Origin of the sequence: Mycobacterium sp. E1386, from assembly GCF_001672745.1 — a bacterium.
GTDB lineage: Bacteria > Actinomycetota > Actinomycetes > Mycobacteriales > Mycobacteriaceae > Mycobacterium.
The window spans coordinates 32,318-50,446 of sequence record NZ_LZKH01000119.1 but is presented as its reverse complement, the minus strand read 5'-3'; the positions used below and the strand labels follow the sequence as shown (position 1 = coordinate 50,446).

15 protein-coding genes are annotated in these 18,129 nt (G+C 70.7%); 3 read left to right on the top strand and 12 right to left on the bottom strand.

Going from position 1 to position 18,129, the window contains the following annotated elements; all coding sequences use genetic code 11:
- On the bottom strand, positions 1-754 hold a 754-nt coding region (locus tag A5709_RS13115), incomplete at its 3' end, for a hypothetical protein (protein ID WP_068120246.1).
- A 139-nt stretch (positions 755-893) separates the two neighbouring features.
- Here A5709_RS13115 and A5709_RS13110 point away from each other — a divergent pair.
- Both A5709_RS13110 and A5709_RS13105 read left to right on the top strand, forming a co-directional pair.
- Positions 894-1,454 carry a hemerythrin domain-containing protein gene (locus A5709_RS13110; RefSeq protein ID WP_068120244.1) on the top strand — a complete coding sequence of 187 codons (561 nt, stop codon included), beginning with the start codon at positions 894-896 and terminating at the stop codon, positions 1,452-1,454.
- 60 nt (positions 1,455-1,514) lie between these two features.
- Positions 1,515-2,177, top strand: coding sequence for a UdgX family uracil-DNA binding protein (locus A5709_RS13105; RefSeq protein ID WP_068120242.1), 663 nt, complete (start codon positions 1,515-1,517; stop codon positions 2,175-2,177).
- On the opposite strand, the gene A5709_RS13100 is transcribed toward A5709_RS13105, so the two are convergent.
- The 11 genes from A5709_RS13100 to A5709_RS13050 all read right to left on the bottom strand — a co-directional run bounded on the left by A5709_RS13100 (position 2,167) and on the right by A5709_RS13050 (position 17,243).
- The gene (locus A5709_RS13100) at positions 2,167-5,061 is read right to left on the bottom strand and encodes an FAD-binding and (Fe-S)-binding domain-containing protein (RefSeq protein WP_068120240.1); all 2,895 of its coding nucleotides are present in this window, start codon (positions 5,059-5,061) and stop codon (positions 2,167-2,169) included. The two genes, A5709_RS13105 and A5709_RS13100, sit on opposite strands and share 11 nt — an antisense overlap.
- 4 nt (positions 5,062-5,065) lie before the next feature.
- Complete coding sequence (locus tag A5709_RS13095) at positions 5,066-6,859, bottom strand: thiamine pyrophosphate-requiring protein (protein ID WP_068012297.1); 1,794 nt, start codon at positions 6,857-6,859, stop codon at positions 5,066-5,068.
- Positions 6,860-7,085: 226 nt separating this feature from the next.
- Positions 7,086-8,387, bottom strand: coding sequence for a UDP-glucose/GDP-mannose dehydrogenase family protein (locus tag A5709_RS13090; RefSeq protein WP_067949836.1), 1,302 nt, complete (start codon positions 8,385-8,387; stop codon positions 7,086-7,088).
- Entirely contained in the window at positions 8,384-9,349 is a 966-nt protein-coding gene (locus A5709_RS13085; RefSeq protein ID WP_304442539.1) for a glycosyltransferase family 9 protein, read from the bottom strand. Before A5709_RS13085 ends, A5709_RS13090 begins: the two co-directional genes overlap by 4 nt.
- Positions 9,346-10,041 (bottom strand): SDR family oxidoreductase, encoded by a 696-nt coding sequence (locus tag A5709_RS13080; RefSeq protein WP_068120238.1) that lies wholly within the window; start codon positions 10,039-10,041, stop codon positions 9,346-9,348. Before A5709_RS13080 ends, A5709_RS13085 begins: the two co-directional genes overlap by 4 nt.
- Position 10,042: 1 nt before the next feature.
- The gene (locus A5709_RS13075) at positions 10,043-11,461 is read right to left on the bottom strand and encodes a PfkB family carbohydrate kinase (RefSeq protein ID WP_068120236.1); all 1,419 of its coding nucleotides are present in this window, start codon (positions 11,459-11,461) and stop codon (positions 10,043-10,045) included.
- Positions 11,458-12,027, bottom strand: a complete 570-nt coding sequence (locus A5709_RS13070) for an SIS domain-containing protein (RefSeq protein WP_068120233.1) — start codon at positions 12,025-12,027, stop codon at positions 11,458-11,460. Before A5709_RS13070 ends, A5709_RS13075 begins: the two co-directional genes overlap by 4 nt.
- Entirely contained in the window at positions 12,024-13,034 is a 1,011-nt protein-coding gene (locus tag A5709_RS13065; protein ID WP_197520136.1) for a glycosyltransferase family 9 protein, read from the bottom strand. The genes A5709_RS13070 and A5709_RS13065 overlap by 4 nt, the downstream gene beginning before the upstream one ends.
- Entirely contained in the window at positions 13,031-14,524 is a 1,494-nt protein-coding gene (locus tag A5709_RS13060) for an HAD-IIIA family hydrolase (protein WP_068120231.1), read from the bottom strand. Before A5709_RS13060 ends, A5709_RS13065 begins: the two co-directional genes overlap by 4 nt.
- The gene (locus tag A5709_RS13055; protein ID WP_068120228.1) at positions 14,521-16,161 is read right to left on the bottom strand and encodes a carbamoyltransferase C-terminal domain-containing protein; all 1,641 of its coding nucleotides are present in this window, start codon (positions 16,159-16,161) and stop codon (positions 14,521-14,523) included. The genes A5709_RS13060 and A5709_RS13055 overlap by 4 nt, the downstream gene beginning before the upstream one ends.
- An 8-nt stretch (positions 16,162-16,169) precedes the next feature.
- The gene (locus tag A5709_RS13050) at positions 16,170-17,243 is read right to left on the bottom strand and encodes an NAD-dependent epimerase/dehydratase family protein (RefSeq protein WP_197520135.1); all 1,074 of its coding nucleotides are present in this window, start codon (positions 17,241-17,243) and stop codon (positions 16,170-16,172) included.
- On the opposite strand from A5709_RS13050, the gene A5709_RS13045 reads away from it, so the two are divergent.
- Complete coding sequence (locus tag A5709_RS13045; protein ID WP_068120255.1) at positions 17,242-18,120, top strand: glycosyltransferase family 2 protein; 879 nt, start codon at positions 17,242-17,244, stop codon at positions 18,118-18,120. The genes A5709_RS13050 and A5709_RS13045 overlap by 2 nt on opposite strands.
- The last annotated feature ends 9 nt before the right edge of the window (positions 18,121-18,129 follow it).

Sequence of the window (18,129 nt, the reverse complement as noted above, 5' to 3'; positions counted from 1 at the left end):
CCGCCAAGCCCTCGCCGCCGCGGCGCGAATCCACGGCGTACAGCGTGCTGTCGTCGCGGCCGGCCACATAGCTGCGCGTCACCGCGGCGCCGTCACCCGCCGAGACCGCGACGTTCATGCGCAGCGCGCCGCGCTCCTCGGCGGGGGACGAAGACCCTTGGTAATGCCGGATTCCCGACGGCGCGTACACGTGGTAATCGATCTCGCGGCCGCGGTTGGCGCCGTCGATGGTGTCCGCCGGATCGCCCGCGATCGGGGCGGTGGGCAGCTTCCGGAAGCCGTACTGGTCCACCGGTGTCACCGACCTGCCATCCGAGGACAGCGCCAACAGCGTCCGCAACCCGGCATCTTCGGACAGATACGCCGGGGCGGGTCCGGCATCGAAATCGCCTACCTGGCGCAGGCTTTCGAGGTCGACCTCGGCAACCCTGCCGCGCTCGGGCTGCGGCACGAACACGATCCGGTCGTCCTTCTGGCTGATCTGCAGGTTGCGGCCGACCGGCATGGGTTCGGACACCCGCGTCCTGGCGTCGCCAGGGCGGTCACCGGCGGTGACCTCGGCCAGCCGGTGATCGTCGGTGAGCCCGACGAGGGCGTGCGCACGGTACGACCACACCGGATCGCGCAGCGGCGAGGCTACCGACCAGAGCGCGACGTCGGGCTCGCTTTCCAACGACGCTCCCGGCGCGGCGCAACCGGCCGTCACGATGAGGGCGCCCAGGATTGCCGCCCGACTGCGGACACCGGTGGCCACAAGCGTTCTCCCTTTTCCGCGACTTGGTGAGGAACTACCCACTGGTGGGCCGCCGTACCCGTTTGGTACCGAATTTCGTCGGGTAGCCGATCAGAAGCGCGCAACAGCCCGCGCGCCAAGCCGAAATGGGAAGGACACCATGGCTCAGAACGCCATCCAGTCGCCCACCGATGTGGTCGACTTTCTTGTCAGTCAACACCAGCAGATCAAGTCTTTGTTCGCCGAAACACTGGCGGCGTCCGGGAAGGAACGCGAGAAGGCGTTCGTCGAACTCCGGCGATTGCTGGCCGTCCACGAAACGGCCGAGGAGGAGATCGTGCACCCCCGGGCCAAGCGGAAGCTCTCAGACGGTGCCGCGGTGGTCGACGAGCGACTGCACGAGGAGCACGAGGCCAAGACCGTCCTGCAGAAGCTGGAGAAGCTCGACGTCGACAGCGCGGAGTTCACCCAGCTGCTCACGCAACTGCGCGACGCGGTCGTCGAGCATGCCGAGCACGAGGAGCATGACGAGTTCTCCAAGCTGGGCCAGGAATTGAGCGGCGAGGAGCTCGAACGGATGGGTCGCGCGGCCAAGCTCGCAGAGGCGATCGCGCCGACCCGGCCGCACGCCGCCGTCGAGTCGCAGACGGCCAACCTGGCCGCCGGACCGTTCGCCGCGATGCTGGACCGGGCCCGCGACGCGATCGTCGGCAAGGGCTAGTTACGGGCTAACGGGTGCCCCACTCGAGGGGGAGTGGGGCACCCGTTTGAAGGGGACACCATGGCCGCGACCAAGGCCCCGGGCGCCGACCGCTACCTACCCGAGGAGCGGGGACTGGATTCGCTGCGAGCGGCGGCCGAATGTTGCCGCGGCTGTCCGCTTTTCGCTGACGCAACCCAGACCGTCTTCGGCAACGGGAACGCCGGGGCGCCCATCATGTTGGTGGGTGAGCAGCCGGGCGACCAGGAGGACCTCGCGGGCGAGCCGTTCGTCGGGCCGGCCGGGCGGCTGCTCGACCGGGCCCTCGAAGACGCCGGCATCGAGCCGGGCCTGGCGTACGTGACGAACGCGGTCAAACACTTCAAATTCACCCGCAAGGGCGGCAAACGACGGATCCACCAAAAGCCCGGCCGCACCGAGGTGGTCGCCTGCCGCCCCTGGCTCATCGCCGAGATCGAGGCCGTGCGGCCGCAGGTCATCGTGTGTCTCGGCGCCACCGCCGCGCAATCCCTGCTGGGGGCGGACTTTCGGGTGTCCACCCAGCGGGGCCGGCACGTGCGGCTGCCCGCATCCGTCGTCGACCTGGAGCCGGAGCCGACCGTGGTGGCGACGGTGCATCCGTCGGCGGTGCTGCGCGACCGCAGCGATCGACACGAGGAGGCGTACGGACTTTTCGTCGACGACCTGCGCAGCGCGCGTTCGGGAGTCGCGGCTAGCCCTTGACCGCGAGCCCGCCGGCGAGCACCTGGGCAAAGTGCACCGGGCTGCGCTCGCCGGCCAGCTCACGGATCTGCGTGCGACAACTGAATCCGTCGGCAAGGACCAGAGTGTCGGGGCCGGCCTCGCGCAACGCGGGCAGCAGCTTGTCTTCAGCGCAGGCGACCGACACGTCGTAATGGCCCTTCTCGAAGCCGAAATTGCCTGCCAGGCCGCAACATCCGGCATCAAGTAGGTCGGTTTCCACCCCGGCGGCACCGAGCAACTTCCGTTCATGGGTGTAGCCCAGCACCGCATGCTGATGGCAGTGCTGCTGTACGACGCCGCGGGCGTTGACCGGCGACGGCTGCCAGTCGGGAGCCTTCTCGGCCAGGAGATCGCCCAGCGTGAAGGTCTGATCGGCCAGTCGGTGGGCATCCTCGTCACCGGCGAGCAGCTCCGGCATGTCGGCCCGGAACACCGCGGCGCAGCTGGGCTCCAGCACCACCACCGGTGTCCCGCTGCGCAGCGCAGGGCCCAGTGCCGTAAGCGTGCGGCGCAGAACGCGTTTGGCGACGCGAAGCTGGCCGGTGGAGATCCAGGTGAGTCCGCAGCACACGGTCCGGTTCGGGACCTCCACCTCGAAGCCGGCCGCCTCGAGGACCGCGACGGCGGCCTTGCCGACCTCGGGCTCGAAGTTGTTGACGAAGGTGTCGGGCCAGAGCATGACCGGTCCGCGCGGCTTCGCGGACCCATCGGTAGGACGGCGGGCGAACCACGTGGTGAACCTCTGGTCGGCGAAGTTCGGCATCCGCCGTTGGGGGTCGATACCGCCGAACTTCTTGAACGCCGTCGACAACCCGGGCGTGTGCGTGACGGTGTTGAGCAGGTGCGGTGCCACCGCGGCCAGCCGGGCCCACAACGGTATCCACCCCATCGAGTAGTGCGCCATGGGCCGCACCCGGCCGCGATAGTGGTGAAACAGGAATTCGGCCTTGTACGTGGCCATGTCGACGTTGACGGGGCAGTCGCTGCGACAACCCTTACAGGCCAGGCAGAGATCGAGCGCGTCGTGCACCTCGGTCGAGCGCCAACCGTCGGTGATGACGTCGCCCTCGAGCATTTCGAACAACAGCCGCGCCCGCCCCCGGGTGGAGTGCTCCTCCTCCTGCGTGGCCCGGTAACTGGGACACATCACGCCCGACTCATCCCCGCGGCATTTGCCGACGCCCACGCAGCGATCCGCCGCACGCGAGAAGCGGTGGTCGTCGTGCGGGTAGGCGAACATGGTGGCGGGTTCGGTGGGCCGGTAATGCACGCCCTGTCGCAGGTTTTCGTCGAGTTTGTAGGGGTGTACGACCTTGCCGGGGTTCATCCGGTTGCGGGGGTCCAGCAGCGCCTTGGTCCGCTCGAATGCCGTGACCACCCGCTGCCCGAACATGATCGGCAGCAATTCGCCGCGGGTCTGGCCGTCGCCGTGCTCGCCGGACAGCGAGCCGCCGTAGTCCACCACCAGCCGCGCCGAATCTTCCAGGAAGGCACGGAAATTAGCCACTCCCTCCGCCGTCCACAGCACGAACGGGATCCGGGTGTGCACGCAGCCCTGCCCGAAATGCCCGTACAGCGAAGCCGACCCGTAGTCGTACTGGTCGAGCAGCTTGCGGAAGTCGCGCAGGTAATCGCCCAGCCGGTCCGGCGGCACCGCGGCGTCCTCCCAGCCCTCATGGGTGGGGGGCCCGTCGGGCGGGTATGCGGTCGCGCCCAGCCCCGCCTCACGGGCCGCCCAGACTTCCTTCTTCCGCTTGGGGTCGTCGAGCACGGAGGCGTCGACGGCGCCCTGCTTGCACAGGTCGTCGATCATCGACTTGGCCTTCCGGTCGGCCTCCTCCTGGTCGTCGCCATCGATCTGGACCATCAGCCACGCCTTGCCGTCGGGCAACTGGCGCAGCGCCTTCTCGGCCAGCCGGCGCGAATGCTCGAGATCGACCAGGCGGTGATCGAGGCCCTCGAGCGCCGCCGGCTGGTGTTCGAGCACCGCCGGCACCGCGTCGGCGGCGGCGAACACGTCCTCGAATCCCAGGACCGCCAGCGCGCTCGCCGCGGGAATCCGCACCAGCGCCAGCTCGGCGCGCAGCACCGTGACCAGCGTGCTCTCCGACCCAACCAGCGCCTTCGCCAGGTGAAATCCATTGTCCGGCAACAGCGAATCGAGGTTATAGCCGGAGACGCGTCTCGGGATGTGCGGGTAGTTCGCCCGGATGTCGTCCGCATAGGTTTCGGCGATGTCCTTCAGGCCGCGATAGATCTCGGCCCGCCGACCTCCTTCGGCCACGATCCGGGCGAACTCGTCGTCGTCGGTCGGCCCCACCCACATCCGGACGCCGTCGTAGGTCAACACCTCCAGTCGGCGCACGGAGTCCACCATCTTGCCGTACGCCTGCGCGGTCGAACCGCACGAGTTGTTGCCGATCATCCCGCCGATCGCGCAGCTGACATGCGTCGACGGCTTCGGTCCTACCATCCAACCCGAATCCGCGAGGTGGTTGTTCAGCGCGTCGAGCTTGATGCCCGGCTGCACGACCGCCACCCCGGCCTCGGTGTCGACCGACTCGACGCGGGTGCAGTACTTGCTCCAGTCGATTACCACCGCGGCGTTGCAACACTGGCCCGCCAGGCTGGTGCCGCCCCCGCGGGACAGCACCGGCAGGTCGTGCTCCCGGCAGACCGCGACCGCTTCGGCCGCGGCCTCCGGGGTGCGCGGCACGACCACCCCGATGGGCACCTGCCGGTAGTTCGACGCGTCGGTGGAGTAGGTCGCGCGTGAAGCGGGATCGAATCGGATCTCGCCGTCGACCCGGTCGCGCATGTCGGCTGCCGCCGCTTCGAAAAGCGTCGACGGTTTCGTCCCCATGGCGTCAACTCTTCTTGTGCGGCAGGAACTCCTGTGCCTTGGTCTTCAGCCCGACCTTGACGAAGCCCACCCGGTCCTCGTCACCCGACAGCACCGCGGCGGTGGCCGACTTGAACTGATCCCAGTTGGCGTGCGGCGGGATCGGCGGCATGTCGGGGTCGGTGTAGATGTCCAGCACGGTGGGGCGGTCCGCCGAGAGCGCGTTGCGCCAGGCGTCCCCCAGTTCGTCCGGGTCCTTGATCGCCATCGCGTTGAGGCCGAGGCTGGCCGCGAACGCGGCGAAGTCCACGTCGGGCAGGTTCTGCGACTCCGCGAACTTCGGCGAGCCGGCCATCGCGCGCATCTCCCAGGTGACCTGGTTGAGGTCGTTGTTGTGCAGGATCGCCACGATCAGCCGGGGGTCACCCCACTGCTGCCAGTAATGCTTGATCGTGATCAGCTCGGCCATGCCGTTCATCTGCATGGCGCCGTCGCCGACGAACGCGATGACCGGGCGGCGCGGGTGGGCGAACTTGGCGCCGATCGCGTAGGGGACGCCGGGCCCCATCGTGGCCAGGTTGCCCGAGAGCGAACCCCGCATGTTGCCGCGGAACTTCAGTTGGCGCGCATACCAGTTGGCCGCCGACCCGGAATCGGCGGTGACGATGGCGTCGTCGGGCAGCATCGGTGACAGTTCGAAGAACGGCCGCATCGGGTTGATCGGATCGGCGCTGACCTTCGCCTCCATGTCCATGGTCGTCCACCAACGCGCCACGTTGGCCTCGACGGTGTCGCGCCACTTGCGGTCCTCTTTGCGGCGCAGGTGCGGTATCAGGGCCCGCAGCGCGGACTTGGCATCGGCAACGACGTTGACCTCGTACGGGTAGCGCATGCCGATGAAGCGGCCGTCGATGTCGATCTGCACGGCGCGGCACTGGTCGAAGCCGGGCAGAAACTGCGTGTAGGGGAAGCTAGACCCCACCGTCAGCAGGGTGTCGCAGTCCCGCATCAGCTCGTAGCTGGGACGGGTACCCAGCAGCCCGATGGAGCCTGTCACCCAAGGCAATTCGTCGCTCAGCACGTCCTTGCCCAGCAGCGCCTTGGCCGCCCCGGCACCGAGCAGGTCGGCGACCTCGCTCAGCTCGTCGGCAGCTCCGGTCGCGCCATTGCCGACCAGCATCGCGACCTTGCTGCCGGCGTTGAGCACGTCGGCCGCGCGCCTGACCGCCGCGTCGTCGGGGGTGACCGCGGGCCACTCGATGCCCAGGCTCGAGGGCACCATCTTGAAGGCGTGGGTCGGCGGTGAGTACTCCAGCTCCTGGACGTCGGACGGGATGATGATCGCCGTCGGCGCGCGCTGGGCCAGGGCAACCCGGATGGCGCGGTCCAGCACGTTCGGCAATTGCTCTGGGACGGTGACCATTTGGACGTAGTCGCTGGCGACGTCTTTGAACAGCGTCAGCAGGTCGACCTCCTGCTGGTAGGAGCCGCCCATGGCGCTGCGGTTGGTCTGCCCGACGATGGCCACCACCGGGACGTGGTCGAGCTTGGCGTCGTAGAGGCCGTTGAGCAGGTGAATGGCGCCGGGGCCGGAGGTGGCCATGCAGACCCCGACGCGGTTGGTGAATTTGGCGTAGCCCACCGCCTCGAAGGCGCTCATCTCCTCGTGCCGCGATTGGATGAACATGGGCTTGTTGTCGGCGCGCCCGAAGGCGGCGAGGATCCCGTTGATGCCGTCGCCGGGAAAGGCGAAGACGTGCTCAACGCCCCACGCTCGCAATCGCTCCAACAGGTAGTCCGAGACCTCTTGCTTTGCCATTGATGTCCCTCCTAGACAGACGGTTCGAATGAGTTCGCTAGCTACGCCGGGCAGCCGCGGCAGTCACTGTGGCCCGTGTTTGCTGCGATGGCCCGCGGCCGTCTGTTTCGACCGCAACCTGGCGTGAATGAGCCGCCAGGGCACTTCCCACAGGACGGGCATACCCATGTTCGCCGCGGTTATTCCTCCGTTTTTCAGCGGCGTCCACGGGCGGCCCGTCCCGTGATCAAAAGCCCTGCGGCACACCATTTCCGAGATAGATCAGGCCCGCCGTTTCCACCAGGGCCGGGTCGAGAGTGTTCCTGGCGTCCAGCACCACGGCCAGCGGCGCGTCCCGGGCGATCACGCGCCAGTCGAGGTCGCGGAACTGCGGCCACTCAGTCAGCACCACGATCGCCTCGGCGGCCTTGGCGGCGCGGTACGGGTCGTCGACGGCGGTCACCCGGCTTTCCTGCAGAACTGCCGGGTCAATGCGGGGCAATTGCGGGTCGAAACCCATGACCAGCGCGCCGGCCTCCGACAGTTCCCGGCACGCCGCCAGCGCCGGCGAATCGCGGGTGTCGCTCGTGGCGGCCTTGAATGTCAGGCCGAAAGCGGTGACCCGGCAGCCGGAGAGGGGTCGACCCACCATTTGCCGCACGGCGGTGACGATTCGCTGCGCCTGAGCGGTATTGGTTTGCCGAGCCGCCTCGACCTCGGCGAACGCGACCCCGTGCCTGCGCGCGGTGTGCACCAGCGCCGCGGTGTCCTTGGGCAGGCACGAGCCGCCCCAGCCCGGGCCGGGCCGCAGGAATTCCGGGCCGATCCGCCGGTCGGCCCCCATGCATCCGGTGACGTCGTCGATGTCCGCGCCGACCCGCGCGCACAGCGCGGCCAACGAATTGGTGTAGGACAGCTTGACCGCGAGGAAGGCGTTGCTGGCGTACTTGGCCAGCTCGGCGCTCTCCGGGCTCATCCGCAGCACTTGTTCGGGGCCCAGCCCGTAGGACCGCTGCACCAGCCGGGCCGCGGTGTCATCGTGCGTGCCGATGACCAGCCGGTCCGGATGGCGGAAGTCGTGGACGGCGCGCCCCTCCCGCAGGAACTCCGGGGCGGACACGACGCGAATGTCGCTGTCGCGCAGGCGGCCCGCCATCGCGGAGGTGGTGCCCACCGGCACCGTCGACTTCAACGCCACGACGGCGCCGCGGCGCAGCACCCCGCCGAGCCGGTCGATCACCGATTCCACCGCGCCCAAATCCGCACGCCCGCCGTCGGTGCTGGGAGTGGGGACGCAGACGAAGACGACGTCGCGGTCGGCCAGCGCACCGAAGTCCTCGCTGAAGGTCAGCAGGCCGCGGGCCAGCCCGTCGCGCAGAAGCTTTGGCAGCTGGGGCTCGTCGATGACCGCGATGCCGGTGCTCAGCTTGCGCACCCGGCCCGGGTCGATGTCCACGGCGACCGTGTGCAGCCCGTGGTCGGCCACGCAGACGGCGGTGGTCAGCCCGACGTAGCCGACACCCACCACGCCGACGAGCGGCCCGCTCATGCCGACTCCCGCAAGATTTGGCGGCTCGCGGCCAGCACCCGCGCAACGGTGATCAACAGCAGTCCTTCGTGCGGCACGGCGGCGTGCGGATCGCCGACGCCGCCGGCCCACAGTGCTACGTGTGGTGCCGGACCGCGCGGACCCCAGCGGGCGGGAGCGGTGGGGCCGAACAGCACCACCGATGCGGTTCCGGTCGCGGCGGCCAGATGCGCCAGGCCGGTGTCCCCGCAGATGACCAACCGGCTGTCTGCTATCAGCGCGGTCAGTGCGGGCAGGTCCAGCAGCCCGGACACCACCGCGGTGCGGGGCAGGCCCGCGGCATGGGCGACCCTGTGCGCCAGGTCGAACTCGCGGGCAGACCCGGTGATGATGACGTCGTAGCCGTCGTCGCTGATCGCCGCGGCGACCGCGGCGAAGCGGTCCACCGGCCACTGCCGTGCCGGTGCGGACGCGCCGGGATGGATCACGACGGCGCCCGTCTGGTCGAACGGAATCCCCGCGGGCCGCGGTATCAGTACATCCGTTGCATCGCAACGGATTCCGGCCCACTCGAGCAGCGTGCACCAGCGGTTCACCTCGTGCACGTCCGCCCGCCACGGCGGACCCTTGAGGGCGGGGTGCCGATGGTGGCGGTGGGTGAGCACCGCCGCTGGCGCCCACGCCAACAGGTGATCGATGCTTTCGGGTCCGCAGCCATGCAGGTTGATCCCGAGGGCCGGCGGTCCCGGCAACGGCCGCACATCACCCAGGCAAGTGGTGGGCAGCAGTTCATCGATCGCGCCGGTGAGCATGGCCAGCTCGCGGTAGCGGTCGGGGGCGGCGAGCATCACCCGGGCCGCCGGGTATCGCCGGCGCAGCCCGCGCAGCGCGGGCACCGCCGTGAGCAGGTCACCGAGCCCCAGGGCGCGCAGCACCACGATGCTGTCGGCCCCGTCAAGGTCGGGGCCGGGCTCGAGGCTCAAGGCCACGACGACTCCGTGGAGGCACACACCACCAACTCGCGCACCTCACACCCGGCCGGCTGAGACAAGGCGAAAAGCACCGTCTCGGCGACGTCTTCGGGCTGGTTGAGCTTGGCGTCCGCCGGCGGCTTGTACTGCTCGGTGCGCCCGTCGAAGAACGGGGTGTGCATGCCGCCGGGGATGAGCAGCGTCACGCCCACCTCGCCCGCGAGCTCGGCCGCCAGCGCACGGGTGAAACCGACGACCCCGAATTTGGATGCGCAGTAGGCGGTGGCGTCACCGACCGCCTTGATGCCCAGGGTCGACGCGCAGGTGACGATGCGGCCGTGGGTCGGCTTCAGGTAGGGCAGGGCGGCGCGGATGACGGCCGCGGTGCCGACCAGGTTCACGGCGATCACCTGCTCCCACTCCTTGGCGGGAACCTGTTCGAGCGTGCCGCACGAGTCGATGCCGGCCGCGGTGAAGACGCCGGTGATTCGGCCGTCCACCCGCTCGGCCAGCGACTCGGCGGCCGCCGCGACCGCGCTGGTGTCGGCCAGATCGCAAGCGGCAAAAGGCACGTCGGAGGCCGGCGGTTTCTTGTCGATCACCAGCGGCACGCCGCCCCTTCGCACCACGGCGGCCACCGTTGCCGCCCCCAGGCCCGAGGAGCCGCCGGAGATGAGTACGCCTTGCAGTGAATGTTCAGTCATGTCAGGGCCTTTCGATAATGGTGCGGCCGGAGGTGGCCGCGGCGATCAAGCGGGACGACGAGTAGCCGGCCACCGTTGGCAGGATGACCACCTCGCCACCGTGGCGGTAGACCACGTCGGCCTCGGGCAGTTCGGCGGCCACGTAATCGCCGCCCTTGACCCAGATGTCGGGACGCAGCGCTTCCAGCATCCGTTCGGGGGTCAGGCCGTCGAAGATCGTCACGCCGTCGACGCAGGCGAGTGCGGCGAGGACGCGCGCCCGGTCGACGTCGCGCATCACCGGGCGCGCCGCCCCCTTGAGCGCGCGCACCGACGCGTCCGAATTGACCAGCACGATCAAGGCGTCCCCGAGTTCGCGGGCCCGCCGGAGCAGCCGGATGTGCCCGGTGTGCAGCAGGTCGAAGCAACCCCCGGTGGCCACCACGACGCGTCCGTCGCGGCGCAGCCGCGCGGCTAGGGCGATCGCGTCGACCGCGGCCGGGTCCTCGAGCGCGGTGCCCTCGGCAAGGACGTCGGAACCCTTGACGGGCACCGGTGTCGAGACCGCGGCGGCGCCGCCTGCGGCGACGAACCTGGCCGCGTCGGCGACCGCCGCCTCGACGGCGGCGACGGGGTCGGCACCGGCGCCCAGGGCCACCGCCGCGGCGACGGCGAATCGGTCCCCGGCGCCGCACACGTCGGCCGCGCCGGTGGCCGACCCCTCCGGTATCCCAACGTGCCGGGCGCCCGTCCCAGGCCCGTAGACACGTGCGCCGTGGGCGCCGCGGGTGATGCACACCGCGCCCGCGCCCCACTTCCGCAGCAGCGCCTCGCCCCCGTCGCCGTGTGTGCCGGGTTCGCAGAAGTGCCGTGCCTCTTCATAGTTGGGTGTGACCAGCGCGCAACCGGACACCGGGGCCGCGCCCCGAGGGTGCGGGTCCCACACCACCGGAATGCGGGACGCCGATTCGGTCAGCGCCGCCCGCATGGCCGGCAGCGCGGTGACACCGGCGCCGTAGTCGGCCACACAGATCGCCCGGGCGCGGGCCAGGGTCTGGGCGGCCTCGACCGGAAGCGGGCCGTCGACCGGAGCGGCGTCACCCCGATCGACGCGCAGCATCGACTGACCGCGGGCCCGGATCCTGGTCTTGGTCACGGTGTTCCCGGTCATCGGCAGCGGTAGGACGCTGACCCCCGCGGCGACCAGCAGGTCGTGCAGCCGTCGTCCCGCGTCGTCGGCGGCGATGCCGGTGATGAGCACGACCCCGGCCTCGGTCCTGGCCGCCAGCAGGGCCGCGAGGCCGGCCCCGCCGGGCCGCTGCACCTGGCGTTCGGCGTCGACCACCGGCACCGGCGCCTCGGGGCTCAGCCGGGACGCGGAACCCAGGATGTCGACGTCGAGTATCGAATCACCAACGATGACAAGGGGTTTGGTGGTCATGATGCTTCCCGCCGTAGTAACACGTCGTCGAGCGCCATGCACAGCCCGTGCACGAGCAGCAGATGGATCTCCTGAACGGTGGCGGTGCTGGCGGCGTCCACGCAGATCGCCTCGTCGCACCTGGCGGCCAGTTCATTTGGCCCGCGCCCTGTCAGCGCCCACGTCACCATGCCCACGTCGTGCGCCGCCTTGACCGCCGCGATCACGTTGCGGCTGGCGCCGCTGGTCGACAGGGCGACCAGGACGTCGCCGGACCGTCCGTGCGCCCGCACCCCGCGCGCGAATACCTCGTCGTTGCCGTAGTCGTTGGCGATGGCCGTCACCGCCGATGTGTCGGCGTGCAATGCGATCGCGGACAACGGGATTCGGTCCTCCCGGAACCGGCCGACCAGTTCGCCGGTGAGGTGTTGCGCCTCGGCGGCGCTGCCGCCGTTCCCGCATGCCAACAGGCGCCCGCCCCCGGGCAGCAGTGTGGCCAGCTGCCGGCCCCAATTGCGCAGCCGGCCCGCCTCGCCGCCGTTGCGGCGCACGGCCTCTCGCAGCGCGTCGAAGTGCGCCTCGATCATGGCTGTCCTCCTTTCACCGCGTCGAGCAGTTCGGCATCGGTGATCCGGTCCAGGCAGTGGTGGTTGGGTACCGGGCAGACGCGGGCGCGGGTGGCGCGGCACGGCGCGGACTGATCGCCGAGCACGCGCACCCGCCGGGCGTAGGGGCGCCACTGGGCGGCGGGCACCACGGGGGCGAAAAGCGACACCACCGGTGTGCCCACGGCCGCGGCCAGGTGCGCCGGCCCGGTGTTGGGAACGACGATGACGCGGGCGGCCGAAAAGACCGCCGCCAGTTCGGCGAAGCTCGTCCGGCCGCCGAGGTCGACGGCCTTGCCGCTCGCGACCGCGGCGGTCAGGTCGGCCTCGTCGGGTCCGCCGGTGACCACGACCCGGTATCCCGCGCCGGTCAGGGCCGCCACCATCGCCGCACTGCGCTCCTGGCTGGGGCGCCGCGCCGGTACCGCGGCGCCGGGATGGAAGACGACGAACGGTGAGTGCCCGGCGATTTCGGCGAGCGGAGCCGGGAGGGGTTCGACAGCTCGGATCCGCAGTGCGCCGTCGTCGCCGGGGGGCAGGCGGCAACCGGCCGCCTCGGCCAGCGAGAGCGCCCGCTCCGGTTCGGGAATTCCGTCGGGCACCTGATGGCGCAGGTCCAGCAGGGTGCCGGGGTAGTCGACGCTGATCGCGCCGACCCAGGGCACACCCGCCATCCGGGCGAGCAGGGCCAGCGGGAGCGGGGACTGATGGAACGACGTGAAGATGTACATCTGGTCGGGCGCGATGTCACGCAGGTGCTTGATCAGCGCGTCGGCGTGGGCGGCGGTCAACTCCGGCGCCTCGAAATCCACCCACGGGGCTTGCCATTCGACTATCTCGTCCACCCCGACCAGCAGTTCGGCGGCGTCCCGGCCGCGCGGGCCCACCAGCATGGCGACGTGGTCGTGCCTTGCCGCGACCGCGCGCACCGCGGGCCCGGTGATCAGCACGTCGCCGGCGCTGTCCAGCCGCGCCACCACCGTGGTCATTGGCACTCCCGGAGCACCAATGACACGGCGGCGTCCAGGGTCGGGGCCACTCGGGCGTGCCTCCGCGCGTGGTCCACCTCGGCGATCAGGGTGCGGCCGGTGGGGACCAGCACCGCCCCGGCGCCGGCGGACAGGGCGGCCTGCACGTCGCGCCCGATGTCGCCGATCATCACGCAGCGCTGTGGCGGTACCCCCAGCGCTTCGGCCGCGGCCAGCACCAGGCCGGGCCGCGGCTTGCGGCAGTCGCAGCCGTCCGCTTCGCCGTGCGTGCACACCTGCCAGGAGCCGAAGGGGCCGAGGAGTTGATCCACCCGGGCGTTGACCGCGGCGAGCTGTTCGGGACTGATCAGCCCTCGCGCCACGCCGGACTGGTTGCTCACCACGGCCAGCAACAGGCCGCGTCGGCGCAGCCGCTCCAGTGCCCGAGCGGCCCCCTCGGTGGGCCGCACGCCCTCGGGATCGTTGAGGTAGGGCCGGTCGACGATCAGGGTGTCGTCACGGTCGAGGAGCACGGCGAGCGGGGGATCGCGCCGGGCCCGGCGAAACGTCCACTCGCCGGCCAGCCGGTGCCCGACCGCGACCGGCGGGATGAGCGCGCTGGTCACCAAAAGGCGCGCCGCCTCAACGACATTCCGCGGGCCGCCGAGCCAGCGCCGCGCCGCGAATTCCGCCGTCAGCAGCAGCCACGCCGCCGTGGCCGGGCGGGCGACGCGGCCGCGGCGCAGCAGACCGGCGAGGACGGCGGCGCCGCCGGCCAGCGTGGTGGCCGCGTGCGCCGGCATTCGGCCGGGCCCCTCGCCGGTCATGTCGCGCCAGGCGCGGCCGTGCTTGCGGCGCATCAGGGCGTTGTCGCGGTTGCCGACCTGCGCCCGCGCGCTGGACCACCAGGTCGCCGCCGCGACCGGATGCGTCGAGCGACGCTCACCCCGCACGATCGCTCCGCCGGCGGCGACGATCCGCACCGCCAGGTCGGAGTCCTCGCGGTAGGCGCGCGGGAACCGCTCGTCGAAGCCGCCGACCGCCACCAGGATGTCGCGGCGATAGGCCATGTCGGCGGTGATCCATTGCGCCGCCGACAGCCGCTGGGTGCGGCGCTCGTCGTCGGTCGGCCGCCGCGGTGGCGGCGCGGGCACCTCGATCACCGCCTGCGAGCCCGCCGCGTCCGCGGCCCCGGCGGCTTTGAGGTCGATGGCCAGCGCCGACTTCCAGTCCGGGGCCGGCACCACGTCGTCGTCGAGGAAGCACACCCACGGCGCGCCGGTGGCGCGCCAGCCCACGTTCCGTGCGGCGGCCGGCCCGCGCCCGCCGCTGCGCAGCACACGCACCGCCATGTCGCCGCCGACGGACGGGACGGTGGTGGGCCACGACCGGTCATCGACCACCACCACCTCCGTGGGCGCGGGCCCGGATCCGCGGTGCAGCGCAACAAGCAAGCGCTGCAACGAGTCTCGGCCGACGGTCGGTATCACGATTGCGTAGTCGGTCGTCATCGGCGCCGCCTGACCAGGTATGAGCCCAGGGCCAGCACGTCGATCGGTGAGCTGCCGAACACCTCGAGCGCGTCGCGCGGGCTGTCCACCATGGGCCGGCCAGCCGTGTTGAAGCTGGTGTTGACCACCACCGGGACGCCGGTGCGCTCGGCGAATCGGCTGATCGTCGCGTGCAGGCGCGGATCGGCGGCCGCGTCGACGGTCTGAATCCGGGCGGTGCCGTCGATGTGGGTGACCGCCGGGATGCGGTCCCGCCAGGCCGCCGCGACGTCGTGGACGAACAGCATGTAGGGGCTGGGAAGCGGCCCGCGGGAAAAGATTTCGGCCGCGTGCTCGGCCAGCACCATGGGCGCGACCGGCCGGAACTGCTCGCGGCCCTTCACCGCGTTGAGGCGCTCCAGGTTGGCGGCGTGGCGCGGATCGGCCAGCAGCGACCGCCCGCCCAGGGCCCGTGGTCCGAACTCGGCGCGGCCCTGAAACCAGCCAACCAGCTGGTTGTCGGCCAGCGCGTCGCCGACCGCGGCGGCCACGTCGGACGGGCATTCGTAGCTCACGCCCGCCTCCTCGAGCGTGGCCTCGATCCGTTCGTCCGACCAGCCGCGGCCCAGCTGTGCCGAGGGCATCGGCGCGACCGGTTCACCGAACGACGCGGCCAGGCTCAGCGCCGCGCCCAGCGCGGTGCCGGAGTCGCCGGACGCGGGCTGCACCCACACGCGATCGAAACCGCCCTCGGCGTGGATGCGGGTGTTGGCAACGCAATTGAGCGCGACACCACCGGCCAGGCACAGCGCGTCGCCGTCGGTCCGTTCGCGCAGCCAGCCGACCAGATCGAGCAACACGTCCTCGACGACACGCTGCACGCTGCAGGCGAGGTCGGCGTGCACCGGGTCGAGCGTCTCGTCATGCGGCCGGCGGGGCGGCGCGAGCTCGTCCCAGGCGATCGGCTCCGTGCGAAACCCACCATCGCCGCACGCGTAGACGCGCTCGCGCAGCGCGTCGGCGAAGCGTGGCTCGCCGTAGGAGGCCATCGCCATCACCTTGTACTCGTCGCTGGAGCGCGCGAATCCCAAATGCTCGGTGAGGCTTTCGTAGAGTAATCCCAGCGAGTGCGGCAGCCGCTGGGAAGCCAGCACGTCGAGCTTGTGGTCGCGGTACACCCCGGCCAGCATGGAACTGCGCTCGCCGCGGCCGTCGACCACCAACACCGCCGCGTCGGGATCCGGAGAGGCGAGCGCCGTGGACGCGGCGTGCGCGACGTGATGGCGGACGTGACGCACCACCGCCGGGTTGAGGCCCGGCACCGCGGAGGCCAGAAAACGTGGGGCGCGCTCCGCGTACAGGGTCCGCAGGTATTCCCAGTCCTGGTCGAGCCCCTGCGCGTTGGCCGGCTCTTCGTGCATCAGGGCGGGGTCGTACGAATAACCGATGGCGTCGATCTCCTCGGGGGCCACACCGGCGTCCTCGAGGCACCAGCGGATGGCCGCCGCGGGGACTTCCCACGTCGAGAACGGCACCGCCTGCTTACCGTGCTTGCGCCGGGAGAACCGCTCCTCTTCGGCGGCGGCCACTACCTGGCCGTCGACCACCAACGCCGCGGCGGGATCGTGAAACACCGCATTCACACCGAGAATTCGCACCGCACCCCCTACTGCGCCAATCGGTCAACGGCCGAGACGAGGTCTCGGTCCGGGTCATCGGTCGTCGTGCGGAACCACGCCACGGTGGTGGCCAGCCCGGTGCGGTAGCCGACTTGCGGCTCCCAGCCCAGCCGCTCGCGGGCGACCGTGATGTCGGGGCAGCGGCGCTGTGGGTCGTCCTCGGCCGGCGGGGTGAACTGGATGGTGGATCTGCTGCCGGCCAGCTCGCGGATCAGCTCGGCGGCCGCCAGCACCGTCAGCTCGGTGGGATTTCCGATGTTGACCGGACCGCCGAAATCGCCGCGCGCCAGGGCGATCAACCCCGCGACCGTGTCATCGACGTAGCAGAGGGATCGGGTCTGCAACCCGGTGCCCGAAACGGTCAACGGCTCGCCGCGCAGCGCCTGGCGGCAGAAGGTGGGCACCATGCGGCCGTCATCGAGGCGCATGCCCGGCCCGTAGGTGTTGAAGATGCGCGCGACCGCGGTGTCGGCCCGGTCAAGCCGGCGATGGGCGAATGTCAGGGCCTCCGCATACCGCTTGGCCTCGTCGTACACGCTGCGCGGGCCGACGGGATTCACGTTTCCCCAATAGCTTTCGTGCTGCGGGTGCACCTCGGGATCGCCGTAGACCTCGCTGGTCGACGCCAGGACGAACCGCGCACCGCCGCGCTCGGCGATCTCCAGTGCCATCGCGGTGCCCGCCGATCCGGCGCGCAGCGTCTCGATCGGCCGCCGCAGATAGTCCACCGGAGAGGCGGGCGAGGCCAGGTGGAACACGGTGTCGAATGAGATGCCGACCTTGTCGACCACCGAGGGGTCGCAGACGTCGTGCGGGACGAACCGGTATCCGGGATGCGGCGCCAAGCGGTCCGTGGCGTTAGGGGGACTGGTGGACAGGTCGTCGACGCTGACCACCTCGACACCGGCGCGGAGCAACCGGTCACACAAATGGGCACCCAAGAACCCGGCACCGCCGGTGATGAGGACCCGCGAAAGATCACGCACCGAGCCGTCATACCCGCCGGCCCGGTGGCGAAACCGCGTTTCGCCGACCAGTTTTGGGGTAGCTGCAGCAATCATGGCGACCAAGCCCCTCACTACTTTCGTCATCGCGACCCGGGACCGTGCGCGCGAACTCGGCACCGTCCTGGAGCGCTTGCTGGATACCAGTGCGTGCCCGATCATCGTGGTGGACAACGCGTCCCGCGACGATTCGGTGCGGGCGGTCGTTCGCGTCGCGAACCGGGCGGCCGGCCGCGTCACCGTCATACCGCTGGACCGCAACGAGGGCGCGGTGGCACGCAACATCGGTGTGGCGCGGTGTGACACGCCGTATGCCGCGTTCTGCGACGATGACTCCTGGTGGGCGGCCGGGGCGACCGCGCTCGCCGAGGAGGTCTTCGAAAAGTCGCCTACCGTAGCGGTATTGGCTGGGCGGACGGTGATCTGGCCGCAGCAGCGCGACGACCCCTTCGCCGCCGCACTGGCCGACAGTCCGCTCGGCAGGGATCCGGCCCTGCCCGGCCCGTCGATCCTGGGCTTCCAGTCCTGCTCGGCGGTGGTGCGCAAGTCCGCCTTCGGGGCGGTCGGCGGGTTCAGCCCGATCCTGCATTTCCGGGGTGAGGAAAGCCTGCTGGCTTGGGATCTGGCGGCGGCCGGCTGGGATCTGTGCTTCTGCCCCGCGCTGTTGGCATACCACCAACCGTCGCAAGCGCGATCCTCGAGCAGCGCCCAGCACGCTCGCGTGGTGCGCAACGAGATGCTGGCCGCGTGTCTGCGCCGGCCCGTGGGTCGGTGCGCCAGCGCGACCGGCGCATTGGCCCTGGCCGCCGCCCGTGACACCGCACACGCCAAGGCGATGCTGGAGGCGCTTGCCGCGTTGCCGGCCGCGTTGCGGGAGCGCCGGCGACTGCCGGAAGCGGTGGAGCGATCACTGCGAATCCTGGAAAGCGCCTGAACCACAACA